The sequence below is a fragment of the Sphingomonas sp. Leaf28 genome (genome assembly GCF_001421685.1).
Taxonomy (GTDB): Bacteria; Pseudomonadota; Alphaproteobacteria; order Sphingomonadales; family Sphingomonadaceae; genus Sphingomonas; species Sphingomonas aurantiaca.
In genome coordinates this window covers 994,726-1,018,806 of the sequence record NZ_LMKX01000001.1, presented here as the reverse complement: position 1 = coordinate 1,018,806, position 24,081 = coordinate 994,726, and the positions used below count along the sequence as shown (strand labels likewise).

24 protein-coding genes are annotated in these 24,081 nt (G+C 67.8%); 11 read left to right on the top strand and 13 right to left on the bottom strand.

Going from position 1 to position 24,081, the window contains the following annotated elements:
• The first annotated feature begins 34 nt into the window (after positions 1-34).
• Positions 35-838: an ATP-binding protein gene (locus tag ASE79_RS04725; protein WP_056412335.1), complete on the top strand. Its 804-nt coding sequence runs from the start codon at positions 35-37 to the stop codon at positions 836-838.
• A 68-nt stretch (positions 839-906) separates the two neighbouring features.
• Here ASE79_RS04725 and ASE79_RS04720 read toward each other — a convergent pair whose 3' ends face one another.
• Together ASE79_RS04720 and ASE79_RS04715 are read right to left on the bottom strand one after the other, a co-directional pair.
• Positions 907-1,164: a hypothetical protein gene (locus tag ASE79_RS04720; RefSeq protein WP_056412332.1), complete on the bottom strand. Its 258-nt coding sequence runs from the start codon at positions 1,162-1,164 to the stop codon at positions 907-909.
• Between the two features lie 100 nt (positions 1,165-1,264).
• Complete coding sequence (locus tag ASE79_RS04715; protein WP_056412325.1) at positions 1,265-3,043, bottom strand: ABC-F family ATP-binding cassette domain-containing protein; 1,779 nt, start codon at positions 3,041-3,043, stop codon at positions 1,265-1,267.
• A gap of 127 nt (positions 3,044-3,170) precedes the next feature.
• Here ASE79_RS04715 and ASE79_RS04710 point away from each other — a divergent pair, with 127 nt between their 5' ends.
• From ASE79_RS04710 to ASE79_RS04700, 3 genes are all read left to right on the top strand, one after another.
• Positions 3,171-3,479 carry a hypothetical protein gene (locus ASE79_RS04710; protein ID WP_407818095.1) on the top strand — a complete coding sequence of 103 codons (309 nt, stop codon included), beginning with the start codon at positions 3,171-3,173 and terminating at the stop codon, positions 3,477-3,479.
• A gap of 23 nt (positions 3,480-3,502) precedes the next feature.
• The gene (locus ASE79_RS04705) at positions 3,503-4,168 is read left to right on the top strand and encodes a response regulator transcription factor (protein ID WP_055881618.1); all 666 of its coding nucleotides are present in this window, start codon (positions 3,503-3,505) and stop codon (positions 4,166-4,168) included.
• A gap of 83 nt (positions 4,169-4,251) precedes the next feature.
• Positions 4,252-5,562: an ATP-binding protein gene (locus ASE79_RS04700; RefSeq protein ID WP_056413403.1), complete on the top strand. Its 1,311-nt coding sequence runs from the start codon at positions 4,252-4,254 to the stop codon at positions 5,560-5,562.
• A 98-nt stretch (positions 5,563-5,660) separates the two neighbouring features.
• Here the strand turns inward: ASE79_RS04700 and ASE79_RS04695 are convergent, their stop codons facing one another.
• Positions 5,661-6,563, bottom strand: coding sequence for a prephenate dehydratase (locus tag ASE79_RS04695; RefSeq protein ID WP_056412322.1), 903 nt, complete (start codon positions 6,561-6,563; stop codon positions 5,661-5,663).
• 116 nt (positions 6,564-6,679) lie between these two features.
• Here ASE79_RS04695 and ASE79_RS04690 point away from each other — a divergent pair, with 116 nt between their 5' ends.
• Positions 6,680-7,381 carry a c-type cytochrome gene (locus tag ASE79_RS04690; protein ID WP_056413401.1) on the top strand — a complete coding sequence of 234 codons (702 nt, stop codon included), beginning with the start codon at positions 6,680-6,682 and terminating at the stop codon, positions 7,379-7,381.
• A 123-nt stretch (positions 7,382-7,504) separates the two neighbouring features.
• Here ASE79_RS04690 and ASE79_RS04685 read toward each other — a convergent pair whose 3' ends face one another.
• Together ASE79_RS04685 and ASE79_RS04680 are read right to left on the bottom strand one after the other, a co-directional pair.
• Positions 7,505-8,389, bottom strand: coding sequence for a TIGR00730 family Rossman fold protein (locus ASE79_RS04685; protein ID WP_056412318.1), 885 nt, complete (start codon positions 8,387-8,389; stop codon positions 7,505-7,507).
• 46 nt (positions 8,390-8,435) lie between these two features.
• Positions 8,436-9,122: an extensin family protein gene (locus ASE79_RS04680; protein WP_321163317.1), complete on the bottom strand. Its 687-nt coding sequence runs from the start codon at positions 9,120-9,122 to the stop codon at positions 8,436-8,438.
• Between the two features lie 170 nt (positions 9,123-9,292).
• On the opposite strand from ASE79_RS04680, the gene ASE79_RS04675 reads away from it, so the two are divergent.
• The 5 genes from ASE79_RS04675 (at position 9,293) to ASE79_RS04655 (ending at position 15,184) form a co-directional block, all read left to right on the top strand.
• On the top strand, positions 9,293-10,447 hold the full coding sequence (locus ASE79_RS04675) for a phosphoserine transaminase (protein WP_056412312.1): 1,155 nt from the start codon (positions 9,293-9,295) through the stop codon (positions 10,445-10,447).
• Positions 10,448-10,573: 126 nt separating this feature from the next.
• Positions 10,574-12,151, top strand: coding sequence for a phosphoglycerate dehydrogenase (gene serA / locus ASE79_RS04670; protein WP_056412309.1), 1,578 nt, complete (start codon positions 10,574-10,576; stop codon positions 12,149-12,151).
• Positions 12,152-12,410: 259 nt separating this feature from the next.
• Positions 12,411-12,767, top strand: coding sequence for an endonuclease domain-containing protein (locus ASE79_RS04665; protein ID WP_268796149.1), 357 nt, complete (start codon positions 12,411-12,413; stop codon positions 12,765-12,767).
• Positions 12,764-13,864 carry an ATP phosphoribosyltransferase regulatory subunit gene (locus ASE79_RS04660; RefSeq protein WP_056412307.1) on the top strand — a complete coding sequence of 367 codons (1,101 nt, stop codon included), beginning with the start codon at positions 12,764-12,766 and terminating at the stop codon, positions 13,862-13,864. The genes ASE79_RS04665 and ASE79_RS04660 overlap by 4 nt, the downstream gene beginning before the upstream one ends.
• 30 nt (positions 13,865-13,894) lie before the next feature.
• Entirely contained in the window at positions 13,895-15,184 is a 1,290-nt protein-coding gene (locus tag ASE79_RS04655) for an adenylosuccinate synthase (RefSeq protein ID WP_055881592.1), read from the top strand.
• 58 nt (positions 15,185-15,242) lie between these two features.
• Here ASE79_RS04655 and ASE79_RS04650 read toward each other — a convergent pair whose 3' ends face one another.
• The 6 genes from ASE79_RS04650 to ASE79_RS04625 all read right to left on the bottom strand — a co-directional run bounded on the left by ASE79_RS04650 (position 15,243) and on the right by ASE79_RS04625 (position 20,003).
• Complete coding sequence (locus ASE79_RS04650; RefSeq protein WP_082445051.1) at positions 15,243-15,698, bottom strand: hypothetical protein; 456 nt, start codon at positions 15,696-15,698, stop codon at positions 15,243-15,245.
• A 57-nt stretch (positions 15,699-15,755) separates the two neighbouring features.
• On the bottom strand, positions 15,756-16,823 hold the full coding sequence (gene aroC / locus ASE79_RS04645) for a chorismate synthase (RefSeq protein WP_056412299.1): 1,068 nt from the start codon (positions 16,821-16,823) through the stop codon (positions 15,756-15,758).
• Positions 16,820-17,233 (bottom strand): endonuclease domain-containing protein, encoded by a 414-nt coding sequence (locus ASE79_RS04640; RefSeq protein WP_082445050.1) that lies wholly within the window; start codon positions 17,231-17,233, stop codon positions 16,820-16,822. The genes aroC and ASE79_RS04640 overlap by 4 nt, the downstream gene beginning before the upstream one ends.
• A gap of 61 nt (positions 17,234-17,294) precedes the next feature.
• Positions 17,295-18,098, bottom strand: coding sequence for an enoyl-ACP reductase FabI (gene fabI / locus ASE79_RS04635; protein ID WP_107956678.1), 804 nt, complete (start codon positions 18,096-18,098; stop codon positions 17,295-17,297).
• Positions 18,095-18,985, bottom strand: a complete 891-nt coding sequence (locus tag ASE79_RS04630) for a YihY/virulence factor BrkB family protein (protein WP_234422879.1) — start codon at positions 18,983-18,985, stop codon at positions 18,095-18,097. The genes fabI and ASE79_RS04630 overlap by 4 nt, the downstream gene beginning before the upstream one ends.
• Positions 18,986-19,067: 82 nt before the next feature.
• A complete protein-coding gene (locus ASE79_RS04625) occupies positions 19,068-20,003 on the bottom strand; it encodes a DnaJ C-terminal domain-containing protein (protein WP_082445049.1) in 936 nt (311 codons plus the stop codon).
• Between the two features lie 94 nt (positions 20,004-20,097).
• Between ASE79_RS04625 and ASE79_RS20695 the strand changes: the two genes are divergently transcribed.
• Entirely contained in the window at positions 20,098-20,241 is a 144-nt protein-coding gene (locus ASE79_RS20695) for a hypothetical protein (RefSeq protein ID WP_156359508.1), read from the top strand.
• 130 nt (positions 20,242-20,371) lie between these two features.
• Here ASE79_RS20695 and ASE79_RS04620 read toward each other — a convergent pair whose 3' ends face one another.
• Positions 20,372-21,262 carry a transglutaminase family protein gene (locus ASE79_RS04620; protein WP_056412290.1) on the bottom strand — a complete coding sequence of 297 codons (891 nt, stop codon included), beginning with the start codon at positions 21,260-21,262 and terminating at the stop codon, positions 20,372-20,374.
• 175 nt (positions 21,263-21,437) lie between these two features.
• Positions 21,438-23,945, bottom strand: coding sequence for a circularly permuted type 2 ATP-grasp protein (locus tag ASE79_RS04615; RefSeq protein WP_056412287.1), 2,508 nt, complete (start codon positions 23,943-23,945; stop codon positions 21,438-21,440).
• Positions 23,946-24,081 lie beyond the last annotated feature (136 nt).

Genomic DNA, 24,081 nt, shown 5'->3' with positions numbered 1-24,081 from the left:
TGTCACGACCGGGGCGCACGGCCAAGAGCACGCGATGACCGACCCGCTGGACCGTATCGCCGCCGCGCTCGAACGCCTGTCCCCGCCACCGCCGCCCGCGGCCGACCTGCGAGCGCACCCGGCCTATGTCTGGCGTGCCGGCGGGCTGGTCGCGGCGCGGGCGTTTGCGCCGCTACCGCTGGCGATGCTGATCGGGCTCGACCGGCAAAAGGCGTCGCTGCTGGCGAATCTCTATCGGCTGGCGCGCGGCTACGCGGCGCAGGACGTGCTGCTGTGGGGCGCGCGCGGCACGGGCAAGTCCGCGCTGGTGAAAAGCGCGGTCGCTGCGATCCAGGCGGATGGCGGCGATCTCGCGCTGATCGAGGTGTCGGACCTCGACAGCCTGCCGACGCTGTTCGCGATGCTGGCAGGGCAGGAGCGCGCCTTCGCGCTGTTCGTCGACGATCTGGGGTTCGAGGTGCCGGCGGAGGCACGGGCGTTGCGCTCGGTGCTGGAAGGGGGCGCGGAACCGCGGCCCGCCAATGTGCGGCTGCTCGTCACCGCGAATCGGCGCCATCTCGCGCCGCGCGACATCGCCGAGCAGGAGAGCGCGATCAACCCGCGCGATTCGGCCGACGACCATCTGGCGCTGGCGGATCGATTCGGTCTCAGTCTGGGGTTTCACGCGCTCGATCAGGAGACGTATCTTGCGATCGTCACGGCGTATGCGGAGCGGTATGATCTGGCGTTCGAGCCGGGCGAGGCCGTCGGCTGGGCGACGCGTCGTGGCAGCCGCTCGGGGCGCATCGCGTGGCAATATGTCGTCGATCTGGCGGGTCGCATGGGCAGGGCGCTTTAGGCCGGCTGCGGCTCCGGATCGGTAGTCTGAAACGAACGGGCCGGCGCCGAAGCGCCGGCCCACAACTCTTAGTTGCTGTCCGAATCGTTGTTGTCGTCCTTGACGATCGCAACGATGCCGATTGCAGCAACGCCAGCTGCGATCAGGATTGCGAAGATGCCGCCGCCGCCTGCGAGCTTGCTCTCGCCGGTGGTTGCCGAACCGACGCGTGCGTTCGACAGCGACAGGCTGCTGGCAGCGTTCGCAACGGGGGCAGCCGATGCTGCAACCGAGGTGGTCATCATGGCAACAGCGAGTGCGCTGCCGGTAAGGGCCTTGAGCTTCATGGTATTCTCCAAAATTATCGCTTGGCCCATGCATTGCACCGCAACATAAGTCAACGAATTGCGACCTTAACTCAGTTTAGTTTTCGACTTTTGCTGTCGATTAGCGTGCGCCCTCGACCATCTCGGCCAGTTCGAGCCAGCGCAACTCGGCCGCATCCTTCTCTGCCCTTGCCTGTTCGATCGCCTTGGTCAGCTTCGCGAACGTCGCATTGTCGCGCATGTAAAGGTCGGGCTTGGCGAGCTTGATCGCATCCGCCGCCATCTGCGCGTCGAGTTCCTCGATTCGCTTGGGCAGCAGCTCATAGTCGCGCTGATCCTTGTAGGTCAGTTTTGCGCGCGGCGCCGCCACCGGCGCGGTCGCGGCAACCTTCTTTGATGCACGCTTGCCGGTGGTCGTCGAGGCGCGGCGCTTCTCCCAGTCCTCATAGCCACCTGCGACCACGTCGACCGTGCCCGAGCCGTCGAGCCCGAGCGTGATCGTCACGGTCCGGTCGAGGAAGTCGCGGTCATGGCTGACGATCAGGACGGTGCCGTCATAATCGCCGATCACCTCCTGCAACAGGTCGAGCGTCTCGAGATCGAGGTCGTTGGTCGGCTCGTCGAGCACGAGCAGGTTCGACGGCTTGGCGAATTCGCGCGCCAGCAACAGGCGTGACCGCTCGCCACCCGACAATGACCCGATCTTCGCGTCGACCATGTTCGGGTCGAACAGGAAGTCCTTCAGATAGCCGTGGATATGCTTGCGCACGCCGAGCACGTCGATCCACTCGCCGCCGTCGACGACGACTTCGCGCACCGTCTTCTCGGGTGCCATCAGGCTGCGCTGCTGGTCGATCACGACCGCGTCCAAGGTCTGGGCGAGCTTGATCGAGCCGCTGTCGGGCTGGATCTCGCCGGTCAGCAGCTTCAGCAGCGTCGACTTGCCCGCGCCGTTGCGGCCGACGATGCCGATCCGGTCGCCGCGCGTGACGCGCAACGTCAGGTCGCCGATGATCGTGCGGTCGCCATACGCCTTGGTGACGTTCTTCGCGTCGATCACGACCTTCGACTTGCTGTCGTCGCTGGCGGTCGTCAGGTTCGCCGACCCCTGCGGCCCGATCATCGATGCGCGTTCGGCGCGCATCTCGTGCAGCTTGGTCAGGCGGCCCTGGTTGCGCTTGCGCCGCCCGGTGACGCCGCGCAGCAGCCAATGCTCCTCGAGCTTCAGCCGTGCGTCGAGCTTCTCGGCCTGGCGCTGTTCCTCGGCATAGACCTGCTCGGTCCACGCCTCGAACCCACCAAAGCCGATCTCCGCGCGGCGGATCGCGCCGCGGTCGAGCCACAAGGTCTGCTTGGTGAGCCGGGTCAGGAACGTACGGTCATGGCTGATGACGACGAACGCGCCGCGGAAGCGCTTGAGCCAGTCCTCGATCCATTCGATCGCGCCGATGTCGAGATGGTTGGTCGGCTCGTCGAGCAGCAGCACGTCGGGATCCTGCGCGAGCGCGCGGACGATCGCCGCGCGGCGTCGCTCGCCGCCCGACGCGGACCCCGCCTCGCGCGACAGGTCGATGCCGAGCTGGTCGGCGATCGAATCAGCCTCGTAGCTGACCGGCGCATCGTCGCCGCCCATCACGTAATCGCGCAGCGTCGCGAAGCCGCGCAGATCGGGCTCCTGCTCCAGGATCACGACGCGCGTGCCGGGGACGATCACCCTGCGCCCCTCGTCGGCAATCACGCTACCGCCGAGCAGTTTGAGCAAGGTCGTCTTGCCCGCGCCGTTGCGGCCGATGAGCGCGAGCCGGTCGCGCGGTCCGATATGGATGTCGAGGTTGCGAAAGAGCCATCCCGAGCCCTGGACGAGTCCGAGGCCTTCGAATGCTAAGATTGGTGCTGCCATGTCCGCGCCACCTAGGGGGGCGAGGTGATGCAGGCAAGTTACACCTCGCCGGCTTCGTGCTGTCCACGGCCTGTCACGATCATTCACAGGCTGTTCAATGCCGGGGCCCTATGTCACGGCGATGAAGATGTTGCTTTTTCTTGCGACCCTGGCCGCAGCGCCATTCCTGATCGGCGCCGCGCCTTTGGTGGCGGGCGAGCCCCTCCAGCGTCGCAGCGACCAGATGTCGGCGTTGCAGGCGCGCAAGACCGGTGCCCCGTCGCTGCGCGAAATCGAGTCGCGCGTGATCCCGACGATGCGGGGCGCGCAGTATCTCGGCTCCGACTATGATTCGGGCAGCGCCATTTACACGCTCAAATTCCTGCGCGATGGAACCGTCATCTGGGTCGACGTCGATGGCCGCACCGGCCAGATCGTCGGCCGCACGGGTCGCTGAAAGCCCCAATCGAGAGGAGTATCATGCGCGTTCTGATCGTCGAGGACGAGCCGAATCTCGGCCAGCAATTGAAGAATACCCTCGAGGGGGCCGGCTATGCGATCGATCTCGCGGTCGATGGCGAGGAAGGGCATTTCCTCGGCTCGACCGAGAATTACGACGCGGTCGTGCTCGATCTCGGCCTGCCCGAGATCGACGGCCTGACGGTGCTCGATCGCTGGCGCAAAGAGGGCAAGGTGATGCCCGTGCTCGTGCTGACCGCGCGCGACAGCTGGTCGGACAAGGTTGCCGGGCTCGATGCGGGCGCGGACGATTACGTCGCCAAGCCGTTCCAGAGCGAGGAACTGATCGCGCGTCTTCGCGCGCTGATCCGTCGTGCGTCGGGCAATGCCTCGTCCGAGCTGACCGCGGGCGACATCCGCCTCGACACGCGCAGCGGGAAGGTCACGCGCGCCGGCGAGCCCGTGAAGCTGACCGCGCAGGAATATAAGCTGCTGAGCTATCTGCTCCATCACAAGGGCAAGGTCGTCAGCCGTACCGAGCTGATCGAGCATATCTACGACCAGGATTTCGATCGCGATTCGAACACGATCGAGGTGTTCGTCACGCGGATCCGCAAGAAGCTCGGCCAGGACGTGATCACGACGATCCGCGGCCTTGGCTACAGCCTCGAAGATCCGGACGCCTGATCGGTCCGGCCATGGACACCGCGCCGCTGACAGAGGGACCGATCCGCGTGCCGGCGGCCGTGAAGGGATCGCTGTCGCGACGGATGATCCTGATCGCGGCGGTCTGGATCGTCGTGCTGCTCAGCGGCGGCGGGTTCGCGCTCGATCGCGTGCTGACGCAGGCGGTGACGCGCAATTTCGACGACCAGCTCGAATATGTCCTGCGGTCGCTGCTCAATTCCTCCGAGATCGGGCCCGAGGGGGAAGTGATCTTCTCGCGCGACGCGGCCGCCGACCAGCGCTTCGTCGAGCCTTATTCCGGGCTCTACTGGCAGGTCTCGGGCAAGGGGCGCGAGGATTTCCCGTCGCGCTCGCTCTGGGATCGCAAGCTCGCGTTCGGCGGCCCGCACGACGATCGCAACGCGCATTTCTACGACAGCACGCAATTCCCCGACGAGAAGCTGCGGATCGTCGAGCGCGACGCGGTCATCCCCGGCTCCAAGGTCCACTGGCGGTTCCAGGTTGCGCAGAGCCGCGACGGGCTCGACGCACAGATCACGACGCTGCGCCGCACGCTCGTCCGCAGCTTCGCGCTGCTCGCGCTCGGGTTGATCGTGATGGCGGCGCTCCAGACCTTTTACGGGCTATGGCCGCTGCGCCGCGTGCGCGAGGAGATCGCCCGGATGCGCGCGGGCCAGTCGAACCGCGTGTCGAGCGCGATGCCCGTCGAGGTTGCGCCGATGGTTGAGGAACTCAACGCGCTGATCGAGCATAACGAACGCCAGGCGGAGGAGGCGCGACGCCACGCCGGCAACCTCGCGCATGCGCTCAAGACGCCGCTGACGGTGATCATGAATGCCGCCACCGCGCAGTCGGACGATTTGGCCGACACGGTGATCCGCGAGGCGCGGACGATGCGGCGGCAGGTCGATCATCACCTCGCGCGCGCGCGCGCGGTGGGCCGGCGCGGGTCTGCGCACAGCCGCGCCGATGTGTGGCCGAGCCTCGAATCGGTCGAGCGTGCGGTCGGGCGGCTGTATCGCCATGTCCGGATCGACGTGACCGGGCCGCGCGGGCTGCAGGTTCATGTCGAGCGGCAGGATCTCGACGAGATGCTCGGGAATCTGATCGAGAACGCGGCGAAATATGGCGGCGGGAGTGTGTTCGTGACGGTCGGCGCGCAATCGGGGTTCGTCGAATTCCTCGTCGAGGACGACGGCGTCGGCATCCCCGAGGAAGAACGTGTCCGCATCTTCGATCGCGGCGTGCGGCTTGATACGGGCAAGCCCGGGACCGGCCTGGGGCTGGCGATCGTGCGCGACGTGGCGGAGATCTACGAGGGAACCGTCGCGCTCGAGGAGAGCGAGGATCTTGGCGGGTTGCTGGTCCGGCTGCGGTTGCCCGCCGCGAACTAGCGCATCGTCATCCTGATGAAAGTAAGGATCCAGAGCCACGATCGGTGGCTTTTGTTACTCTGGATCCTGACTTTCGTCAGGATGACGGAGTGAGTTGATTACCCCCGCGAGCGCGCTTGGCGATACGTCCCCAGCACGCGTAGCCACTTGGAATGGAACCCCAGTTCTTCCAGCGCATGATCGAGGTTCGCGTCACCGGGCTTGCCGACCACGTCCGCGTAGAATTCGGTCGCCGAGAAACTCCCGTTGCGCTGATAGCTTTCGAGCTTGGTGATGTTGACGGCATTGGTCGCGAAGCCGCCCATCGCCTTGTAGAGCGCGGCGGGGACGTTCCTCACCTCGAAGATCAGCGTCGTCATCCACGCGCCGCCGACCGGCTCCTGCGCCGCCGGCGGCTTGCCGCCCCGCGCCAGCACCACGAACCGCGTCGTGTTGTGATCCGCATCGGCGATGTCGGTCGCGAGCAGTTCCAGTCCGTACAGCCCCGCGGCGGCCGGCGGCGCGAGCGCGGCGATCGTCGGATCGCCGAGCTCGGCGACGACCGCCGCCGCGCCCGCAGTGTCGGGATAGCTCACCGGCTCGATCCCGTGCGCCTTCAGCCAGTGGCGGCATTGGCCGAGCGCCTGCGGGTGGCTCATCGCCTGGCGGATCCCGTCGCGCGGGCCTGTCCCCATCAGCGCATGGCGGATCGGCAGGAAATGCTCGCCGGTGATGACCAGCCCCGATTCGGGCAGCAGGAAATGAATGTCGGCGACGCGGCCGTGCAGCGAATTCTCGATCGGGATGATCGCGCAGTCGGCACGGCCGTCCTTCACCGCGTCGATCGCGTCGGAGAAATCGAAGCAGGGCAGGGGGAGGCCATCCGGGAACGCCTCGACCGCCGCAACATGGCTGTTGGCGCCCGGCGCGCCTTGGAATGCGACCGCGCGCGTGGGGTCTGCGGCGGCGGCTTCTGTCATCCGCGCGACGATGGGGCGGGCGGGTGCGGCGAAGTTTTCCATGCGCCGGGCGCGTACTAAGGCGGGCGCGCATGTTCAAGAGTGGGTGCAGCCGCGGGTTGCGGTGCGCGTCCGCCTTTTCTATGGCTATCCCAAACAGAACAGGGCGGATGCACAAGATGGACAATCGGACCAATACGATCGCCGGCTGGGTGCTCGCAGGCTGTGGTGCGGCACTCGGACTGTCGATCGTCGGTGGGATGATGTTCCACGGCGAGCGCCCCGAGAAGATGGGCTATGCGATCGAGGGCGTGGTCGCCGAGGGCGGCGAGGGTGCTGCCGCCGAAGTACCGATCGCCTCGCTGCTGCCGACCGCCGACGCCGCCAAGGGCGCCGAGGTGTTCAAGAAGTGCGCGGCCTGCCACACGATCAACCAGGGCGGCGCGAACGGTGTCGGCCCGAACCTGTACGGCACGGTCGGCGAGGAAATCGCCAAGGGCAAGAACGGCTACGCCTTCTCGGCAGCGCTCGCGGGCGTCGGCGGCAAGTGGGACTTCGACAAGATGAACGCGTGGCTGACCAGCCCGCGCAAGTTCGCCAACGGCACCAAGATGACGTTCGCGGGCCTCGGCAACGCGCAGGACCGCGCGAACGTGATCTTGTATCTCAACCAGCAGGGCTCGAACCTGCCGCTCCCGGCGGCGCCTGCTGCGGGCGCCGCGCCGGCGGCGAAGGATCAGCCCGCCACCGCGAACGCTGCGGAAGCCGCGGCCACCGAGGGCGCACCGACTGCGGACATCGCCAACACCGGCACCCCCGCCTCGGGCGCGCCGTCGGTCGATCCCGAAGCCGCGCGCAAGGGCGCCCGCTCGGAGAAGTAGTGCCTTTCTGCTCCCTCTCCCCTGCGGGGAGAGGGCTGGGGTGAGGGGCAGCCCAGCAGCGCGTCACCTGGAACAGCCCCTCACCCCGACCCTCTCCCCGGAAGGGGGAGAGGGAGCAGAGCGTCAGGCGTCCGCCGCGTCCTCCGCAGCCCGCTCGCGGTAGAATGACTGCACCGCGTCCCACGCCTCGTCCGCGGTCTCGACATAACGGAAGATCCCGAGATCCTTCTCGCTGACGACGCCTTCCTCGACCAGCGCATCGAAATTCACGACCCGCTCCCAGAAGGCGCGGCCGAACAGCAGCACCGGGATCGGCTGGATCTTGCCCGTCTGGATCAGCGTCAGCAGCTCGAACAGCTCGTCGAACGTCCCGAACCCGCCCGGGAATGCCGCCAGCGCGCGCGCGTGGAGCAGGAAGTGCATCTTGCGCAGCGCGAAGTAATGGAACTGCACCGACAGCGACGGGGTCACATAGGGGTTGGGCGCCTGCTCGTGCGGCAGGACGATGTTGAGCCCTATCGATTCGGCGCCGACATCGGTCGCGCCGCGGTTCGCGGCTTCCATGATCGACGGACCGCCGCCCGAACACACCACGAACTGCCGCCAGCCGCGCTCGTCGCGCGGCAGCACGCTGACCTTGGCGGCGAGCTCGCGCGCGACGTCGTAATATTTCGACTTCTCGACGAGCCGCTCGGCGATCTTCTTCGACTTTTCGTCGGTGGCGAGTTCGAGCAGTGCCTTGGCCTTCGAAGGCTCGGGAATCCGCGCCGAGCCGTAGAACACGAAGGTCGAGGCGATCTTCGCCTCCTCGAGGACGAGTTCGGTCTTGAGCAGCTCGAGCTGGAACCGCACCGGGCGCAGGTCTTCGCGGAGCAGGAAGTCCATGTCCTGGAAGGCGAGGCGGTAATGCGCATGCTGGGTTTGCGGGGTGGAAACGATCTCGCGAGCGGACTCGGCGTCCTGGCTGGCATTCGCGAAAACGCGCGACGGTATGCGTGTATCTGTCATTCAGGCGGGATTAGAGGAAACGGGCGCACGCCGCTAGACCAGTGTACTAACGGCAGAAATTCGCGCGATCGTCTTCGAGATGCAGGTGGTTGCGGTGCGCGGCGTTGTAGTCGGGGCTGAGCACCGTCCCGAATCGCTTGCACGCCGACGCGCGGATCGTCTGGAGGAATTGCCGCACCTGCGGATCGGGCGAATTCCAGTCGTTCAACACGGTGATCCGCCGCCCGTCCTTCAGCACGAATCCGCCGACATCGACCGCGTTGGCGATCGCATGGCCTGAGCGGCGCGTAGCGTTCCGCGCCGAGCCGACGACGTTGCGGCACGCATAGCTGCCCATGCTGTCGATCCGTGCAAGTTCGCTGCCGAGCATCTGGTAGGCGGCGGGAGCGACCGCGTTGCGGGTCCAGCCGATGAACGCCCGCGCCGCGCCGCAGCGCACCGCGGTGAGATTGGCGACCGGCACGCCGATGTCGACGAGCTTCACCGTGCCCGACAGGCCACAGCCGGGCCCGGTCTCGCGGTCCGGCAGCACCTGGAACGAGACATGAAGCTCGCGCAGGTCGGCAAGACACTGCGCGGTCTCGCGATTGCTCGGGACCGACAGGTTGGGGCGCGTCTGTTGCGGGGCTGCGGGGCGATCGGCGCGACCGCAGCCGGCGAGCGCCAATGCCAGCATCGCCATCGCCGTGACGCTGCGCGTATTTCCGTGTTCGCCCATCGTCTTACCCCGCATGATGGACGACGTGCTGCACCATCCGCCTCGGAACAAGCCCGGGGTGACGGGGCGAGGGTGCGGCGCGGTGGAGCGAGTCCGGAGCGGTTGACTCCCCGCGCCACGTGTTTAGGGCCGGCAACGGGCCACGCGGTCCCAACGCCGCGCGTGCTCTCTGTGAGGAGAGATACATGACTGATACGACCTACGCCCCCGCCACGGGTGCGCCCGCGCTGCCTGCCACCAAACCGGCACGCCCCTTTTTCTCCAGCGGTCCCTGCGCGAAGCCTCCGGGCTGGTCCGCGGACAAGCTCGCCACCGCCTCGCTCGGTCGCTCGCATCGCTCGAAGATCGGCAAGACCCGCCTCCAGTACAGCATCGACCTGATGCGCGAGCTGCTGAAGCTCCCCGATACGCACCGCATCGGCATCGTCCCCGGCTCCGACACCGGCGCGTACGAGATGGCGATGTGGACGATGCTGGGCGCCAGGCCCGTCACCGCGCTCGCCTGGGAAAGCTTCGGCGAGGGCTGGGTGACCGATGCGGTCAAGCAGCTCAAGATCGCCCCCACCGTGATCCGCGCCGATTACGGCCAGATCCCCGACCTGGACTCGGTCGACTGGTCGAACGACGTGCTGTTCACCTGGAACGGCACCACCAGCGGTGTGCGCGTGCCGAACGCGGACTGGATCCCCGACGATCGCGAGGGGCTGTCGTTCGCCGATGCGACGTCGGGCGTGTTCGCCTATGACATCGACTGGACCAAGATCGATGTCGCGACCTTCTCGTGGCAGAAGGTGCTCGGCGGCGAGGGCGCGCACGGCGTGCTGATCCTCGGCCCGCGCGCGGTCGAGCGGCTCGAGACCTACACCCCCGCCTGGCCGCTGCCCAAGGTGTTCCGCCTCGTCTCGAAGGGCAAGCTGACCGAGGGCGTGTTCAAGGGCGAGACGATCAACACGCCGTCGATGCTGGCCGTCGAGGACGCGATCTTCAGCCTCGAATGGGCGAAGTCGCTCGGCGAGGACGGCCTGATCGCGCGCTCCGACGCCAATGCCGCGGCCTTGGACAAGATCGTGGCGGACCGCGACTGGCTCGGCCATCTCGCTGCCGATCCGGCGACGCGCTCGCGTACCAGCGTCTGCCTGACGGTCGAGGGTGCAGACGAGGCGATGATCAAGGCGATGGCCGCCGCGCTCGAAAAGGCTGGCGCTGCGTATGACGTGGCGGGCTACCGCGACGCGCCTCCCGGCCTGCGTATCTGGTGCGGTGCGACCGTCGATACCGCCGACATCGAGGCGCTCGGGCCGTGGCTCGACTGGGCCTACGCCACCGCCAAGTCCGCCTAACATTCTCGCTCCCTCTCCCCTCCGGGGAGAGGGCTGGGGTGAGGGGCTGCCACGCACGCTACCTCCCCGTACCACCCCTCACCCCGACCCTCTCCCCGGAGGGGAGAGGGAGAAGAAGGAAATCCCATGCCAAAAGTCCTCATTTCCGACAAAATGGATCCCCGCGCCGCGCAGATCTTCCGCGAGCGCGGCGTCGAGGTCGACGAGATCACCGGCAAGACGCCCGCCGAACTAATGGCGATGATCGGCGCGTATGACGGCCTCGCGATCCGCAGCTCGACCAAGGTCACCAAGGAAATCCTCGAGCACGCGACCAACCTGAAGGTCGTCGGCCGCGCCGGCATCGGCGTCGATAACGTCGACATCCCCGCCGCCTCGGCCAAGGGCGTCGTCGTGATGAACACGCCGTTCGGCAACTCGATCACCACCGCCGAGCACGCGATCGCGCTGATGTTCGCGCTCGCCCGCCAGCTGCCCGAGGCCGACGCCTCGACCCAGGCCGGCAAGTGGGAAAAGAACCGCTTCATGGGTGTCGAGCTGACGTCCAAGACGCTCGGCCTGATCGGCGCGGGCAATATCGGCTCGATCGTCGCCGACCGCGCGCGCGGGCTCAAGATGAAGGTCGTCGCGTTCGATCCGTTCCTGACGCCCGAGCGCGCGATCGAGATGGGCGTCGAGAAGGTCACGCTCGACGAGCTGCTCGCGCGCGCCGACTTCATCACGCTGCACACGCCGCTCACCGACCAGACTCGCAACATCCTCTCGGCCGAGGCGCTCGCCAAGACCAAGAAGGGCGTGCGGATCATCAACTGCGCCCGCGGCGGTCTGATCGACGAGGTCGCGCTGAAGGCGGCGCTCGATTCGGGTCAGGTCGGCGGCGCCGCGCTCGACGTGTTCGTCGACGAGCCGGCCAAGGCATCGCCGTTGTTCGGCACGCCCAACTTCGTCAGCACGCCGCATCTCGGCGCGTCGACCAGCGAGGCGCAGGTCAATGTCGCGATCCAGGTCGCCGAGCAGATGGCCGATTTCCTGATGTCGGGCGGCGTCACCAACGCGCTCAACATGCCGTCGCTGTCGGCCGAGGAAGCGCCGCGGCTCAAGCCCTATATGGCGCTCGCCGACAAGCTCGGCTCGATGGTCGGCCAGCTCGCGCACGGCTCGATCGACCGGATCTCGGTGCATAGCGAGGGTGCCGCCGCCGAACTCAACCCCAAGCCGATCACCAGCGCGGTGCTTGCCGGGTTCCTCAAGACGCAGACCGCGACCGTCAACATGGTCAACGCGCCATTGATCGCGCGCGACCGCGGCGTCGAGGTCCGCGAGGTCCGGACCGAGCGCGAGGGCGATTACCACACGCTGCTGCGCGTCGCGGTCCGCACCGAGGATGGCGAGCGGTCGGTCGCGGGCACGCTGTTCGGCGACCAGGCGCCGCGCCTGGTCGAACTGTTCGGGGTGAAGATCGAGGCCGATCTGGCGGGGCCGATGCTCTACGTCGTCAACGTCGACGCGCCGGGCTTTATCGGCCGCCTCGGCACCGCGCTGGGCGAAGCGGGTGTCAACATCGGCACCTTCCACCTCGGCCGCCGCTCGGCGGGCGGCGAGGCGGTGCTGCTGCTGTCGGTCGACGAGGCGGTGACGCCGGACCTGCTGACCAAGGTCCGCGCGCTGCCGGGCGTGAAGACCGCAATGGGCCTGAACTTCTAAGGCTGCTACCTACTTAGCCCTCTCCCCTCCGAGGAGAGGGTTGGGTGAGGGGCCGTTGGGAAGGGCAGCGCTCGCGGCACCCCTCACCCCGGCCCTCTCCCCGGAGGGGAGAGGGAGCAGTGGCTGACGCTGCTGCCTGGTCGTGGTACTGCTCTAGCCCTCTCCCCTCCGGGGAGAGGGTTGGGTGAGGGGCCGTTGGGAAGGGCAGCGCTCGCGGCGCCCCTCACCCCGGCCCTCTCCCCGAGGGGGAGAGGGAGCGGTGGCCAAGGTCGACGATGTTCTGCTGGATCGGGCGAAGCGGATGCGGCGCGAGCCTACGCCTGCGGAGGCAATGCTTTGGCGGCAACTTCGCGGGCGTCAAATCAGCGGCGTGAAATTCACCCGGCAGTGCGTCATCGGTCCCTACATCGCCGACTTCGCCGCGCGCGACGCGAAACTCGTCATCGAGGTTGACGGCGATACGCATAGTGACCAAGCGCGCGACGACAGCCGAACGGATTGGCTCGAACGACAGGGATATCGCGTGATACGGTTCAGCAATGCCGACATCATGTCCGGGATGGACGGGGTGTGGCGGGTCATTTCGGCAGCGCTTGGCACGGAGTCGATGCAGTGACCGCACTCCTCCCCGAGGGATTTAGAGACCGCCTGCCGCCCTTCGCCGATTCGGCGGCGGCACTTGAAGCCCGTGTGCTCGAGGCCGCTCGCCTCCACGGCTACGAGCGCGTCGATCCGCCGCTTGCCGAATTCGCCGACGGGCTCGAGATGCGGCTGAAGGCGGGCGGGCTGCACGACGCGGTGCGATTCGTCGATCCGGTGTCGCAGCGCACGCTCGCGATCCGCCCCGATATCACCGCGCAGGTCGCGCGGATCGCCGCGACGCGGATGGGGCATCACCCGCGGCCGGTGCGGCTGAGCTATGCGGGTTCCGTTCTCAAACTGCGCGCATCGCAGCTCGCGCCCGCGCGTGAGACGCGGCAGATCGGCTGCGAGCTGATCGGGCTCGATTCGGTTGCGGCCGCACAGGAACTCGTCGCGGTCGCGGTCGACATGATCACCGCCGCCGATGTCACCGGCGCCTCGATCGACTTCACGCTCCCCGATCTCGTGCCGACGCTCGCCGCCGGCCCGCTCCCCGTCGCGCCCGAGCACGTCGCGACGCTGCGCGACCGCCTCGATGCGAAGGATGCCGGCGCGGTCGCCGCGCTCGCGCCCGCCTACCTTCCGCTGATCGAGGCCGCCGGGCCGTTCGCGCAGGCGATGGAGCGGTTGCGCGCGTTCGACACGAGCGGCGCGCTCGCTTCGCGGCTCGACGCGCTCGCACGGATTGCCGACGCGATCGACGGTCGCGTCGCGCTGACGCTCGATCCGACCGAGCGGCACGGGTTCGAATATCAGAGCTGGCTCGGCTTCTCGCTGTTCGCCGATGGCAGCGCGCGAGAGGTCGGGCGGGGCGGCACCTACACGATCGTCCACGAGACGGGCGCGGAGGAAGCGGCTACTGGTTTCTCGCTGTTCGCCGATGCGCTGGTCGGGCGCACCGCGAGCGTCGATCGCCGGCGCCTGTTCCTGCCGTTCGGCACGCCGGCTGCCGAAGGCGCGGCGATGCGCGCGCAGGGCTGGGTCACCGTCGCCGCGCTCGAGGCGGGCGATACCCCCGAAGCACAGGTCTGCACGCATGTTTGGGTAGCGGGCGGCCCCCGCGCGCTGTAGGCGCTGCGGGTAATCCTCAGGAGATAGAGTTTGGCCAACGTAGCAGTCATCGGCGCGCAATGGGGCGACGAAGGCAAGGGCAAGATCGTCGACTGGCTCGCAGAGCGGGCCGACATGGTCGTGCGGTTCCAGGGCGGCCACAATGCCGGCCACACTTTGGTCGTCGGCGAGAATGTGTACAAGCTGTCGCTGCTGCCCTCGGGCATCGTGCGTGGTACGCCGTCGTTCATCGGTAACGGCGTGGTGCTCGATCCCTGGGCGCTCAAGGACGAGATCGCCCGGCTCGGCGCGCAGGGCGTCGTCGCGACGCCCGAGACGCTGCGCATCGCCGATACCTGCGCGCTGATCTTGCCGTTCCACCGCGACCTCGACGGTCTGCGCGAGGATGCGAGCGGCGCGGGCAAGATCGGCACGACTCGCCGCGGCATCGGCCCGGCCTATGAGGACAAGGTCGGCCGCCGTGCGATCCGCGTGTGCGACCTGGCGCATCTCGACGATCTGGGCCCGCAGCTCGATCGCCTGACCGCGCATCACGACGCGCTGCGTGCTGGCTTCGGCGAGCCGCCGATCGATCGCGCGCGGCTGATCGCCGAGCTGCGCGAGATTGCCGGCTTCGTGCTGCCGTTCGCCAAGCCCGTGTGGCGCGATCTCAATGCCGCGCGCGCGGCGGGCAAGCGGATCCTGTTCGAGGGCGCGCAGGGCGTACTGCTCGACGTCGATCATGGCACCTATCCGTTCGTGACTTCGTCGAACACTATCTCGGGTGCTGCTGCCGGCGGGTCGGGCCTTGGGCCGGCGGCGGTCGGTTTCGTGCTCGGCATCGCCAAGGCCTATACGACGCGCGTTGGTTCGGGCCCGTTCCCGACTGAGCTCGAGAACGAGACCGGCGAGCGCCTCGGCGTGCGTGGCCACGAGTTCGGCACCGTCACCGGGCGCAAGCGGCGTTGCGGCTGGTTCGACGCGGTGCTGGTGCGCCAGGCAGCGGCGGTCGGTGGCATCACCGGGATCGCGCTAACCAAGATCGACGTGCTCGACGGGTTCGAGACCGTGTCGATCTGCACCGGCTACCGCTTGCGCGGCGAGACGCTCGATTACTTCCCGGCGCATGCCGCGGATCAGGCGCTTGTGGAGCCGATCTACGAGACAATGGAAGGCTGGCAGGAGACCACGGCCGGTGCGCGCAGCTGGGCCGACCTGCCCGCGCAGGCGATCAAGTATATTCGCCGCATCGAGGAGCTGATCCGCTGCCCGGTGACGCTGGTGTCGACCAGCCCGCAGCGTGCCGACACGATCCTCGTCCGCGACCCGTTCTCGGACTGACATGAAAAAGGCCGGGCGATCGATCGCCCGGCCTCTTATTCGTTAGCCGAGGCTGTGATTAGCGCGGCGTGCCGGTGGTCCCGGTGGTCGAGCCCATGGCGCCGCCAGTCGTACCGCCCATCGTGCCCGTGGTGCCGCCCATCGTGCCGCCCATCGTGCCGGTCGTGCCGCCCATCGTGTCGGCACCCATCGTGCTGCCGGTCGTACCCGACATCGTGCTGCCGGTCGTGCCGGTGCCCATCGTGCCCGAGGCGGTGCCAGACGTCGTGCCACGCGTGCGGCTACGTGCCTTCGTGCCACGCTGCGTGCGCGTCGTTGCGGTTGAGCCGGTGGTCGTGGACTTGGTCTGGCCCATGGTGCTGCCCGACATGCCGCCGTTCATGCTGCCCGACGCGGTACCGCCCATCGTGCCGCCACCCATTGTACCGCCCATCGCGCCGCCGGTGCTCGTCTGTGCCATGGCCACGCCCGGGATGATCAGGGCTGCAGCGGCGATCGAAGTCAAAATGCGCATTGTCACTCTCCTAAGTTATTGAAGAGCAAGCGCTTCAGCGTCGTGTATGTTCCCTGGTCAGCCGCACTGCCCGCGATGGAGCAGCGCCTGATCGGCCAGCACGAGCGCCACCATCGCCTCGACGACGGGGACTCCGCGGATACCGACGCACGGATCATGACGCCCCTTGGTGGCGATCGTCGCGGCCTCGCCGGTCGGGCTGATCGTCTCGACGGGGGTGAGGATCGAGCTGGTCGGCTTGAACGCGACTCGCAGACGGATCGGCTGGCCGGTGGCGATCCCGCCCGCGATTCCGCCCGCATGGTTGGCGAGGAATTCGGGGCCATCCGCGCCCGGGCGCATCGGATCGGCATTGGCTTCGCCCGAGAGCGCGGCGGCGGCGAACCCGTCGCCGATCTCGATCCCCTTGACCGCGTTGATGCTCATGCACGCCGAGGCGAGTTCGGAATCGAGCTTGGCATAAAGCGGCGCGCCCCAGCCGGCCGGCACGCCGGTCGCCTCGCACGCGATCACCGCGCCGAGCGACGACCCCGATTTCCGCGCGGCGTCGACCAAAGCCTCCCAGCGCAATGCAGCCTCGGCATCGGGGCAGAAGAACGGGTTCTGGTCGATCTGTGCGTCGTCGAAGTTGGCCGGATCGATCGCGTCGCCGCCGATTGCCTCGACCCAGGCGCGCACGCGCACCTGCGGCACGACGAGCCGCGCGACCGCACCGGCGGCGACGCGCGCCGCGGTCTCGCGCGCCGACGACCGGCCGCCGCCGCGATAATCGCGAAAACCGTATTTGGCGTCATAGGCGTAGTCGGCGTGACCGGGGCGATAGGCCTTGGCGACGTCCGAATAGTCCTTCGAGCGCTGGTCGACATTCTCGATCATCAGGCTGATCGGCGTGCCCGTGGTGCGGCCGTCGAACACGCCCGAGAGGATGCGGACGGTATCGGGCTCACGCCGCTGTGTCGTAAAGCGCGAGGTGCCAGGGCGGCGCTTGTCGAGCCAGGGCTGGATATCGGCCTCGGTCAGCGCAATCCCCGGCGGGCACCCGTCGACCACCGCGCCCAGCGCCGGCCCGTGCGACTCACCCCAGGTCGTAAACCGGAACATCCGCCCGAAAGTATTGACGCTCACTTGGCCCTCTCCCCGACGGGGAGAGGGAGGGGCCCGTGCGAAGCATGGGAGGGTGAGGGCACGCTGCTAAGCGCGGACAGGATCGCGGCAAGCACCCCGTCCATCCGCTGCATCACGTCGTTGTTCCAGACACGGATCACACGATATCCCTTGTTCGCGAGGTAGGCGGTTCTGTCGGCGTCATAGGCCACGTCACCGATATGCTGGCTGCCATCTACCTCGACGACGAGCATGGCGTCCATGCAGAGGAAATCGGCGATGAACGGGCCGATCCAGACCTGACGGCGGAACTTGAAGTCGGCGAGGCGGCGGCTGCGGAGGTTCTGCCATAGCCGGATTTCCGCCTCCGTCGCTTCGCGGCGCAACTGGCGTGCTCGGCCCAGTGCTTCGGTACCGTCGTGTTGCCTCACCTTGCCCTCACCCTCCCATGCTTCGCATGGGCCCCTCCCTCTCCCCGGAGGGGGAGAGGGGCTATGCCAGTGCGATGTCGGGGGCGTCTTCGGCTTTCATGCCGATCACGTTGTAGCCGGCGTCGACATGGTGGGTCTCGCCCGTCACACCCGAAGCGAGATCGCTCAGCAGGTACAGCCCCGCGCCGCCGACATCGTCGATCGTCACGTTGCGCTTGAGCGGCGAGTTCAGCTCGTTCCACTTCAGGATCAGGCGGAAGTCGCCGATGCCGCTGGCGGCCAGCGTCTTGATCGGACCCGCCGAGATCGCGTTGACGCGTATGTTGTCGCGGCCAAGATCGACCGCGAGATACTGCACGCTCGTCTCGAGCGCGGCCTTCGCCACGCCCATTACGTTGTAATGCGGAATGACCTTCTCGGCGCCGTAATAGCTGAGCGTCAACATCGCGCCGCCCTCGGTCATCATCTTGGCGGCGCGCTGCGCGACCGCGACGAACGAATAGACCGAGATGTTCATCGTCATCAGGAAATTGTCGAGGCTGGTATCAACGAACCGCCCGCGCAGCTCGTTCTTGTCCGAAAAGCCGATCGCGTGGACGACGAAGTCGATCGTCGGCCACTCTTCCGCCAGCTTGTCGAACGTCGCGTCGAGCGCGGCCATGTCGGACACGTCGCAATCGAACAGCCGTGCGACGCCCAATTGCTCGGCTAGCGGGCGAACGCGCTTTTCCATCGTCTCGCCCTGATAGCTGAACGCAAGCTCAGCGCCCGCCTCGGACAGCTTCTTGGCGATCCCCCAGGCCAGCGACTTGTCGTTCGCCAGACCCATGATCAACCCACGCTTGCCCGCCATCAAACCGTTCACGCCGTTCCCGCCTGTACCTGCATATCCGTAGCGGGTTGCTCTAGCGTGGTTTCAAGGGGTTCCGCCAGTGCTGCGTTCAAATGCGCGCCGAATACCAGGCCGAGCCCGATGACATAGAAAAACAACAGCATGATGACGACGCCGGCGAGACTACCATAGGTTAAGTCGTACCCGCCGAGCCGCGACAGGATCACCGGCAGGAGCGCGGTCGCGCTGACCCACCAGGCGGTGGTGAACAGCGCACCCGGCCATTTGCGGCACTTCGAATAGCGATAGCGCGACGGCGTCACCGAATAGAAAAGCAGGTACAGCGCGCCGAACATTAGCAGGCCCGGGATCAGCCGCGACAGCCCGACCCAGCCCGCGGCGTCCTGCGCGAAGGGGACCAGCCGGTAGATGAACTGCTCGGCCGCGGTCAGGATACCCTGGACGAGGAACGACAGCAGCGCGATCACCACCGACAGGATGATCACCGCCGACGAGCCGAGCCGCGATTTCCAGAACGGCGCGGTCGCCTTGATCCCGTAGGCGCGGTGGAAGATGTCGCGGATCGTCTCGACGAAGCTGCCGACCGTCCACAACCCGACGAGCGCGCCCAGCCACAGCAGCGAGCCCGTTCGCGCGGCGAGCACGTCGGCGATCGGCTTGCGCAACAGGTCGCCGACATTGGGCGGCAGAACGTTCAGGAACGATTCGACCGCGCGCACCGTCTCGACGCTCTGCCCGAACAGCGACAGGATCGCCGCCGCCACGATGAAGAACGGAAACACCGTCATCAGTGCGAGATAGGCGAGGTTCCCCGCATGGATGAACCCGTCGTTGAACACGCCGATCGCCGCGCGCTTGAAAACCTCGAACGCGCGACTACCCGGCTTGACCTTCGCCATGCCGCGATTGAGACGGGTGCGCGCGCCACCATGCTGGTGCGCGCGCGCTTCGGGCGTAAGGGGACTGTCGTTCACAACGCGTTCAGACGCCCATGGACCCCCGCGGGTTCCCCGCCTCGCGCCCGGTCCAGCCTTCGACGAACGCGGTGAGCGCCGCATCGCTCGCCGGAATGTCGATCATCAGCGTCACCAGCTGGTCGCCCCGCGTGCCGCCTTTCTTGTGGAATCCCTTGCCCTTGAGGCGGAGCGTCTTGCCCGAGGTAGTGCCCTTGGGGATCGTCAACATCACCGGCTTGTCGACCGTCGGCGCCTTGACCGAACCGCCCAGCACCGCCTCGGCCAGCGTGATCGGCAGCTCCAGCCGGACGTCGTCGCCGTCGCGCGTGAAGAATTTGTGCGGCTGGACCTCGATCGTCAGGATCGCATCGCCCGCGCCGCCGGGACCCTGCTCGCCCTTGCCGGCAAGCTTCATCTGCGTGCCCGTCTCGACGCCGGCGGGGAGTTTCAGGTCGAGCGTCTTGCCGTCCGACAGCGTCACGCGCTGCGGCTCCAGCGCCGCGGCCTCGACGAACGGCACTTGCAGGCGATAGGCGACGTTCTCGCCCTTGGGTTGCGCGCGGCGGCCGAACCCGCTCGAAAAGCCGCCGGGGCCGCCCCGCTGTCCGCCCCCGAACAGCCCTTCGAAGATATCGCTCATGTCGGGGCCACCGGCACCACCCTCATAGCCTTCGCTGCGAAAGCCGCCGGGCTGCGGGCGCCCGCCGCCACCGCCGCCGAACCCGAACGGCGAGGCCGGGTTGCCGTCGCCGTCGATCTCGCCGCGGTCAAAGCGCGCGCGCTTGTCCTTGTCGTTCAGCAGGTCGTACGCGTTGGTCACCTGGCTGAACTTTTCCGACGCCTTCGGATTGTCCTTGTTGCGATCGGGATGAAGCTCCTTGGCGAGCTTGCGATACGCCTTCTTGATGTCGGCTTCGGTCGCGTCGCGCGCTACACCCAGAGTCTTGTACGGATCGGCCACTTACGTCCCCATTCTAACTTGCGCATCTATGTGGGGCGATGGCGTCCGCAACGCAATTGCGCGCGGGGTGTTTGATGCTTGGAGAGGAACGATGATGACCGACAAGCAACCGATGCAGGGCGTGCCGAAGAACGACGATGGCGCCAAGGAGAAGGACGGCGTCAACGACGCGCCGGCCAAGGAGCAGGGCGGCGAGAGCGGCGGCGGCGCCTATCCGAACCCGCATGAGGACAAGTAACACTCTTTTTCGTCATTCCCGCGCAGGCGGGGATCCATATTGGCAGGCCTGCGAGCGTATCGCAGCCGCTTGAGCATATGGGTCCCCGCCTCCGCGGGGATGACGAGGGTAGTGCGGGTTACCCGGTGACCTAGGTCAGCGCCTCGTCCAGCGGAGCGACATCGACGCTGACGTCCATGTTCTGCGCCCCCGACCCGAGTACCACCCCGTCAACCGGCGCGATCTCCGCATAGTCGCGCCCGATCGCCATCACGATATGGTCGCTCGCCATCCAGATCCCGTTGGTCGGATCGACCCCGACCCAGCCACGCACCGGCCCGCACCACAGCAGCACCCAGGCATGCGTCGCATCCGCCCCGACGAGGCGCGGCTGGCCTTCGGGCGGGATCGTCCGGATATAGCCCGACGCATAGGCCGCAGGCAGCCCCGCCGCCCGCAAGCCCGTGATCATGATCTGCGCGAAATCCTGGCACACGCCCTTGCGTTGCAGGAACGCCTCGTGCGGCGGGGTGTCGACGAGCGTTGCGTCCGCATCGAACTCGAACTCCTGCTGGATGCGCCGCGCGAGCGCGATTCCCGCCTCCAGCGCGCCGCGCGACGGGTCGAGATCGATCGCGCAATAGTCCGCGATCGCCTGGTCGAGCGGAATCAGCGGCGAGGGGTAGATGTAGTTCGCCGGGCTCGCCGCGGACAGATCGGTGCTCGCGCGCGCCATCGCCGCGATCTCGCCCAGATTCGGGTCGCTCGCGTCGGGGATGGGCACGAGCCGGTCGACCGTCATCCGCGACCGGCTCTCGATCGTCAGGTGCCGGACCGGGCTGTCGACCACCAGCCGCGTGACGTTGGCGAGCCCCGCCTCGGCGCGCGCGGTACTGGTCCGGCCGGCGGGGTGGACCGACAGCGCATAGGAATCGAGGTGCTGCCCCGGCCAGTCGATCGGTTTCAGGCGCAGATTGCACCGCGCGAACTTGACGCTCGCGCCATAATCGAACGTCGTGACGTGGCGGATATCGTAGATCATGACCGCAACCCGCTGCCCATCGGTGAGAGGGCTGCCTCCTTCTTGCTCCCTCTCCCCTGCGGGGAGAGGGCTGGGGTGAGGGGCTGTTCCGGGCGGAGCATGGCTTGGCTGCCCCTCACCCCGACCCTCTCCCCGGAGGGGAGAGGGAGTAGTACGCCGCCGCTCACGTCCCCCCTCACGCCAACGTCAGCCCACTCGTCCGCAACGGCTCGGCACCCTGCAGGAAATAGCGCCGCGCCAGCGCGTCCGACACCGCCCCCAGCCGCCGCTCGATATCGCCCAGCGTCTCGGCATCCAGCGCCGCCGCGGTCGCGGTCATCACGATCGCCTGCAACCCGGTCGCCTGCGCCTGTTGCGGTTCCGCCATCTCGTCGTCGCTCAGCACCGGCAGTTCCGCCAGCCGCGCGGCGATCCGCTCCGCCGAGAAGGCCAGCGACCGCGGATTGCCCGGATCGAGCGCGACCAGGTCGATCACCGGCACGCGCGCGATCCCGGTCGGATAGCGCTGGCGATAGCTGATCTGGCTGTCGGCAAGGTCCAGCAGCACCGACAGGTCGTCGGGCGAGGCCCCCGGCATCCCGAACAACCGGATCGCGCGCGCCATCGCCATCGCCCGCTCGACTCGCCGGCCGAGATCGTGGAACCGCCACGCCGCGGTCCGCCCCATATGCTCGGCCGAAAGCCCCGCGATCGCGGCGTAGCGGCGTTGCAGCGACCCTGCGCGCTCGAGCATCCCGCGATGCGTGGGGAAGGGCGCCTCGAGCAGCCGCACCATGTCCGCCGACAACCGATCGCGCGAGCCTTCGCCGATCTCGCGCGCGTGCCGGTTGAGCGTCAGGATCGACTGCCACGCCTCGTCCTCCATCGCGGTCCGCGCGAGCGCGGTCAGGTCGGCGCGGCGCAAGCTCGGCGGATGCGGCGCGCTGCCTGCGCCGACGATCAGCCCGACCAGCTTGCCGACCGTCGTCGGCGACAGCCCCGCGCCGCCATCGACGTCGATCGAATTGCCCAGCATCACCCGGATCGCGCCGAGCAGCGCCTCGCCGCGCTCGAGATAGCGGCCCAGCCAGTAGAAATTGTCCGCCACCCGGCTCGGCAACGTTCCCGGATTGCGGCGCACCTGCAGCGAATCCGCGGCGGTCAGCAGCGACACCGGCGCAACCGGCTCCGCGCCATAGACGCAGACATCGGCGGACCAGATGCCCTCGCCCATCACCGCGGCGCGCGCGTCCGGATGCTCGCCGATCCGCGCGAAGCCGCCGGGCAGCACGGTCCATTCGCCGTCGCCACCGCGTGCCGCGAACACGCGCAGCGTGAAGGGGCGGGGCACGAGTTCATCGCCGACGACGACGGGCATCGTCGAGAGCCGGACCAGTTCCTGCCCGACATAATCCTGCGGCCGGTTCGCCATGTCGGCCAGAAGCGCCGCGCGCGCGGCGCCGGTGATGTCGGCGCCCGCGGTCGGCCCGCCGGTCATGCCGAGCGGGCGCGCATGGAACGCCGGACCGATCAGCAGGCGGTCGAAATTCGCCTCCACGCTGTCCTTCGCCGCGGTCTGCCCGCACCACCAGGTCGCGATGTTGGGCAGTACCAGCTCCTCGCCAAGCAGCGACTTCGCGAGATTGGGCAGGAAGGCGGAGAAGGCGGGCGCTTCCAGCACCGCGGAGCCGGGTGCGTTCGACAGCACGACGTTGCCCGCGGCATAGGCGTCGATCAGGCCGGGAACGCCGATCTGCGAATGTGTGTCGAACGCCAGCGGATCAAGCAGCCGCGGATCGAGCCGCCGCCACAGCGCATCGATCCGCTTGAGCCCGCCGATCGTGCGGACATAGACCTTGTCCTCGAGCGCGGCGAGATCGGCGCCCTCGACCAGCAACAGCCCCAGATAGCGCGCGAGATGCGCCTGTTCGGGATAGCTCGGGTTGAACCGGCCGGGCGTCAGCAGCCCGATCCGCGGGTCGGTCCGCTTGCACATCGCCGCGATCCCCGCGCGGAACGCGGCGAAGAACGGCGCGTGCCGCTGGACGTTGAGCCGATCCTGCAACCCGCCAAGCGTGCGGCCGACCGCGATCCGGTTCTCCAGCGCATAGCCCGCGCCCGCCGGCGCGCGCAGGTGATCGGCGAGCACGCGCCATTCGCCCGTCGGCCCGCGGCCCAGATCGATCGCGATGAAATCAAGATGACGGCCGCCGGGCGGGTCGAGCCCGACCATCGGCCGCAGGAAGAACGGGCTGCCGGTGACCAGCGCGGCGGGGATATGGCCGTCCGCGACCAGCTTTCCCTCGCCGTAGAGATCGGCGATCACCGTCTCCATCAACGTCGCGCGCTGGATTACGCCGCGCTCGATACCCGCCCATTCGCCGGCCTCGATCAGCAGCGGGACAGGCGAGACGGGCCAGGGCCGCTCATCGGGTTCGTCGGCGATGCGAAAGCCCGTGCCGATGTCGACCGCGTGCCGCTGGACGCGTTCGCGGATATGACCGAGATCGTCCGAGGCGACCATCGCCAGCTCGGCGAACATCGCCGGCCACGCGGGATCGACGCTGCCATCGGCGGCCGGGCACAGCACGTCGGCGCTGGTGCTACGCGCGCAATAGTCGGCGATCCAGCGGTCGGCGTGGACCGCCGCGTCGAACGCGGTCGCCGGCGCCGTAGCTAGCGGGGGCGCGGAGTGCGTCGCCATGTCCAATGCCTCAAGCCCCTGAATACAGCCGGCGGTGTTTCACCTTTCGACGCGGCGGCGCAACATAAAATGTCATGTGGGCGCCGCCTTCCTGTTCCCTTGAAACAGTATAGCGTGGCGAAGCACCGCTCCCAAA

Bases quoted from the DNA above. Each gene is read 5' to 3' on its own strand.
- ASE79_RS04725 (WP_056412335.1), top strand. From the start codon at position 35: ATGACCGACCCGCTGGACCGTATCGCCGCCGCGCTCGAACGCCTGTCC.
- ASE79_RS04720 (WP_056412332.1), bottom strand. From the start codon at position 1,164: ATGAAGCTCAAGGCCCTTACCGGCAGCGCACTCGCTGTTGCCATGATG.
- ASE79_RS04715 (WP_056412325.1), bottom strand. From the start codon at position 3,043: ATGGCAGCACCAATCTTAGCATTCGAAGGCCTCGGACTCGTCCAGGGC.
- ASE79_RS04710 (WP_407818095.1), top strand. From the start codon at position 3,171: ATGTTGCTTTTTCTTGCGACCCTGGCCGCAGCGCCATTCCTGATCGGC.
- ASE79_RS04705 (WP_055881618.1), top strand. From the start codon at position 3,503: ATGCGCGTTCTGATCGTCGAGGACGAGCCGAATCTCGGCCAGCAATTG.
- ASE79_RS04700 (WP_056413403.1), top strand. From the start codon at position 4,252: ATGATCCTGATCGCGGCGGTCTGGATCGTCGTGCTGCTCAGCGGCGGC.
- ASE79_RS04695 (WP_056412322.1), bottom strand. From the start codon at position 6,563: ATGGAAAACTTCGCCGCACCCGCCCGCCCCATCGTCGCGCGGATGACA.
- ASE79_RS04690 (WP_056413401.1), top strand. From the start codon at position 6,680: ATGGACAATCGGACCAATACGATCGCCGGCTGGGTGCTCGCAGGCTGT.
- ASE79_RS04685 (WP_056412318.1), bottom strand. From the start codon at position 8,389: ATGACAGATACACGCATACCGTCGCGCGTTTTCGCGAATGCCAGCCAG.
- ASE79_RS04680 (WP_321163317.1), bottom strand. From the start codon at position 9,122: ATGCGGGGTAAGACGATGGGCGAACACGGAAATACGCGCAGCGTCACG.
- ASE79_RS04675 (WP_056412312.1), top strand. From the start codon at position 9,293: ATGACTGATACGACCTACGCCCCCGCCACGGGTGCGCCCGCGCTGCCT.
- serA (WP_056412309.1), top strand. From the start codon at position 10,574: ATGCCAAAAGTCCTCATTTCCGACAAAATGGATCCCCGCGCCGCGCAG.
- ASE79_RS04650 (WP_082445051.1), bottom strand. From the start codon at position 15,698: ATGCGCATTTTGACTTCGATCGCCGCTGCAGCCCTGATCATCCCGGGC.
- ASE79_RS04630 (WP_234422879.1), bottom strand. From the start codon at position 18,985: ATGGCGAAGGTCAAGCCGGGTAGTCGCGCGTTCGAGGTTTTCAAGCGC.
- ASE79_RS20695 (WP_156359508.1), top strand. From the start codon at position 20,098: ATGACCGACAAGCAACCGATGCAGGGCGTGCCGAAGAACGACGATGGC.
- ASE79_RS04620 (WP_056412290.1), bottom strand. From the start codon at position 21,262: ATGATCTACGATATCCGCCACGTCACGACGTTCGATTATGGCGCGAGC.
- ASE79_RS04615 (WP_056412287.1), bottom strand. From the start codon at position 23,945: ATGGCGACGCACTCCGCGCCCCCGCTAGCTACGGCGCCGGCGACCGCG.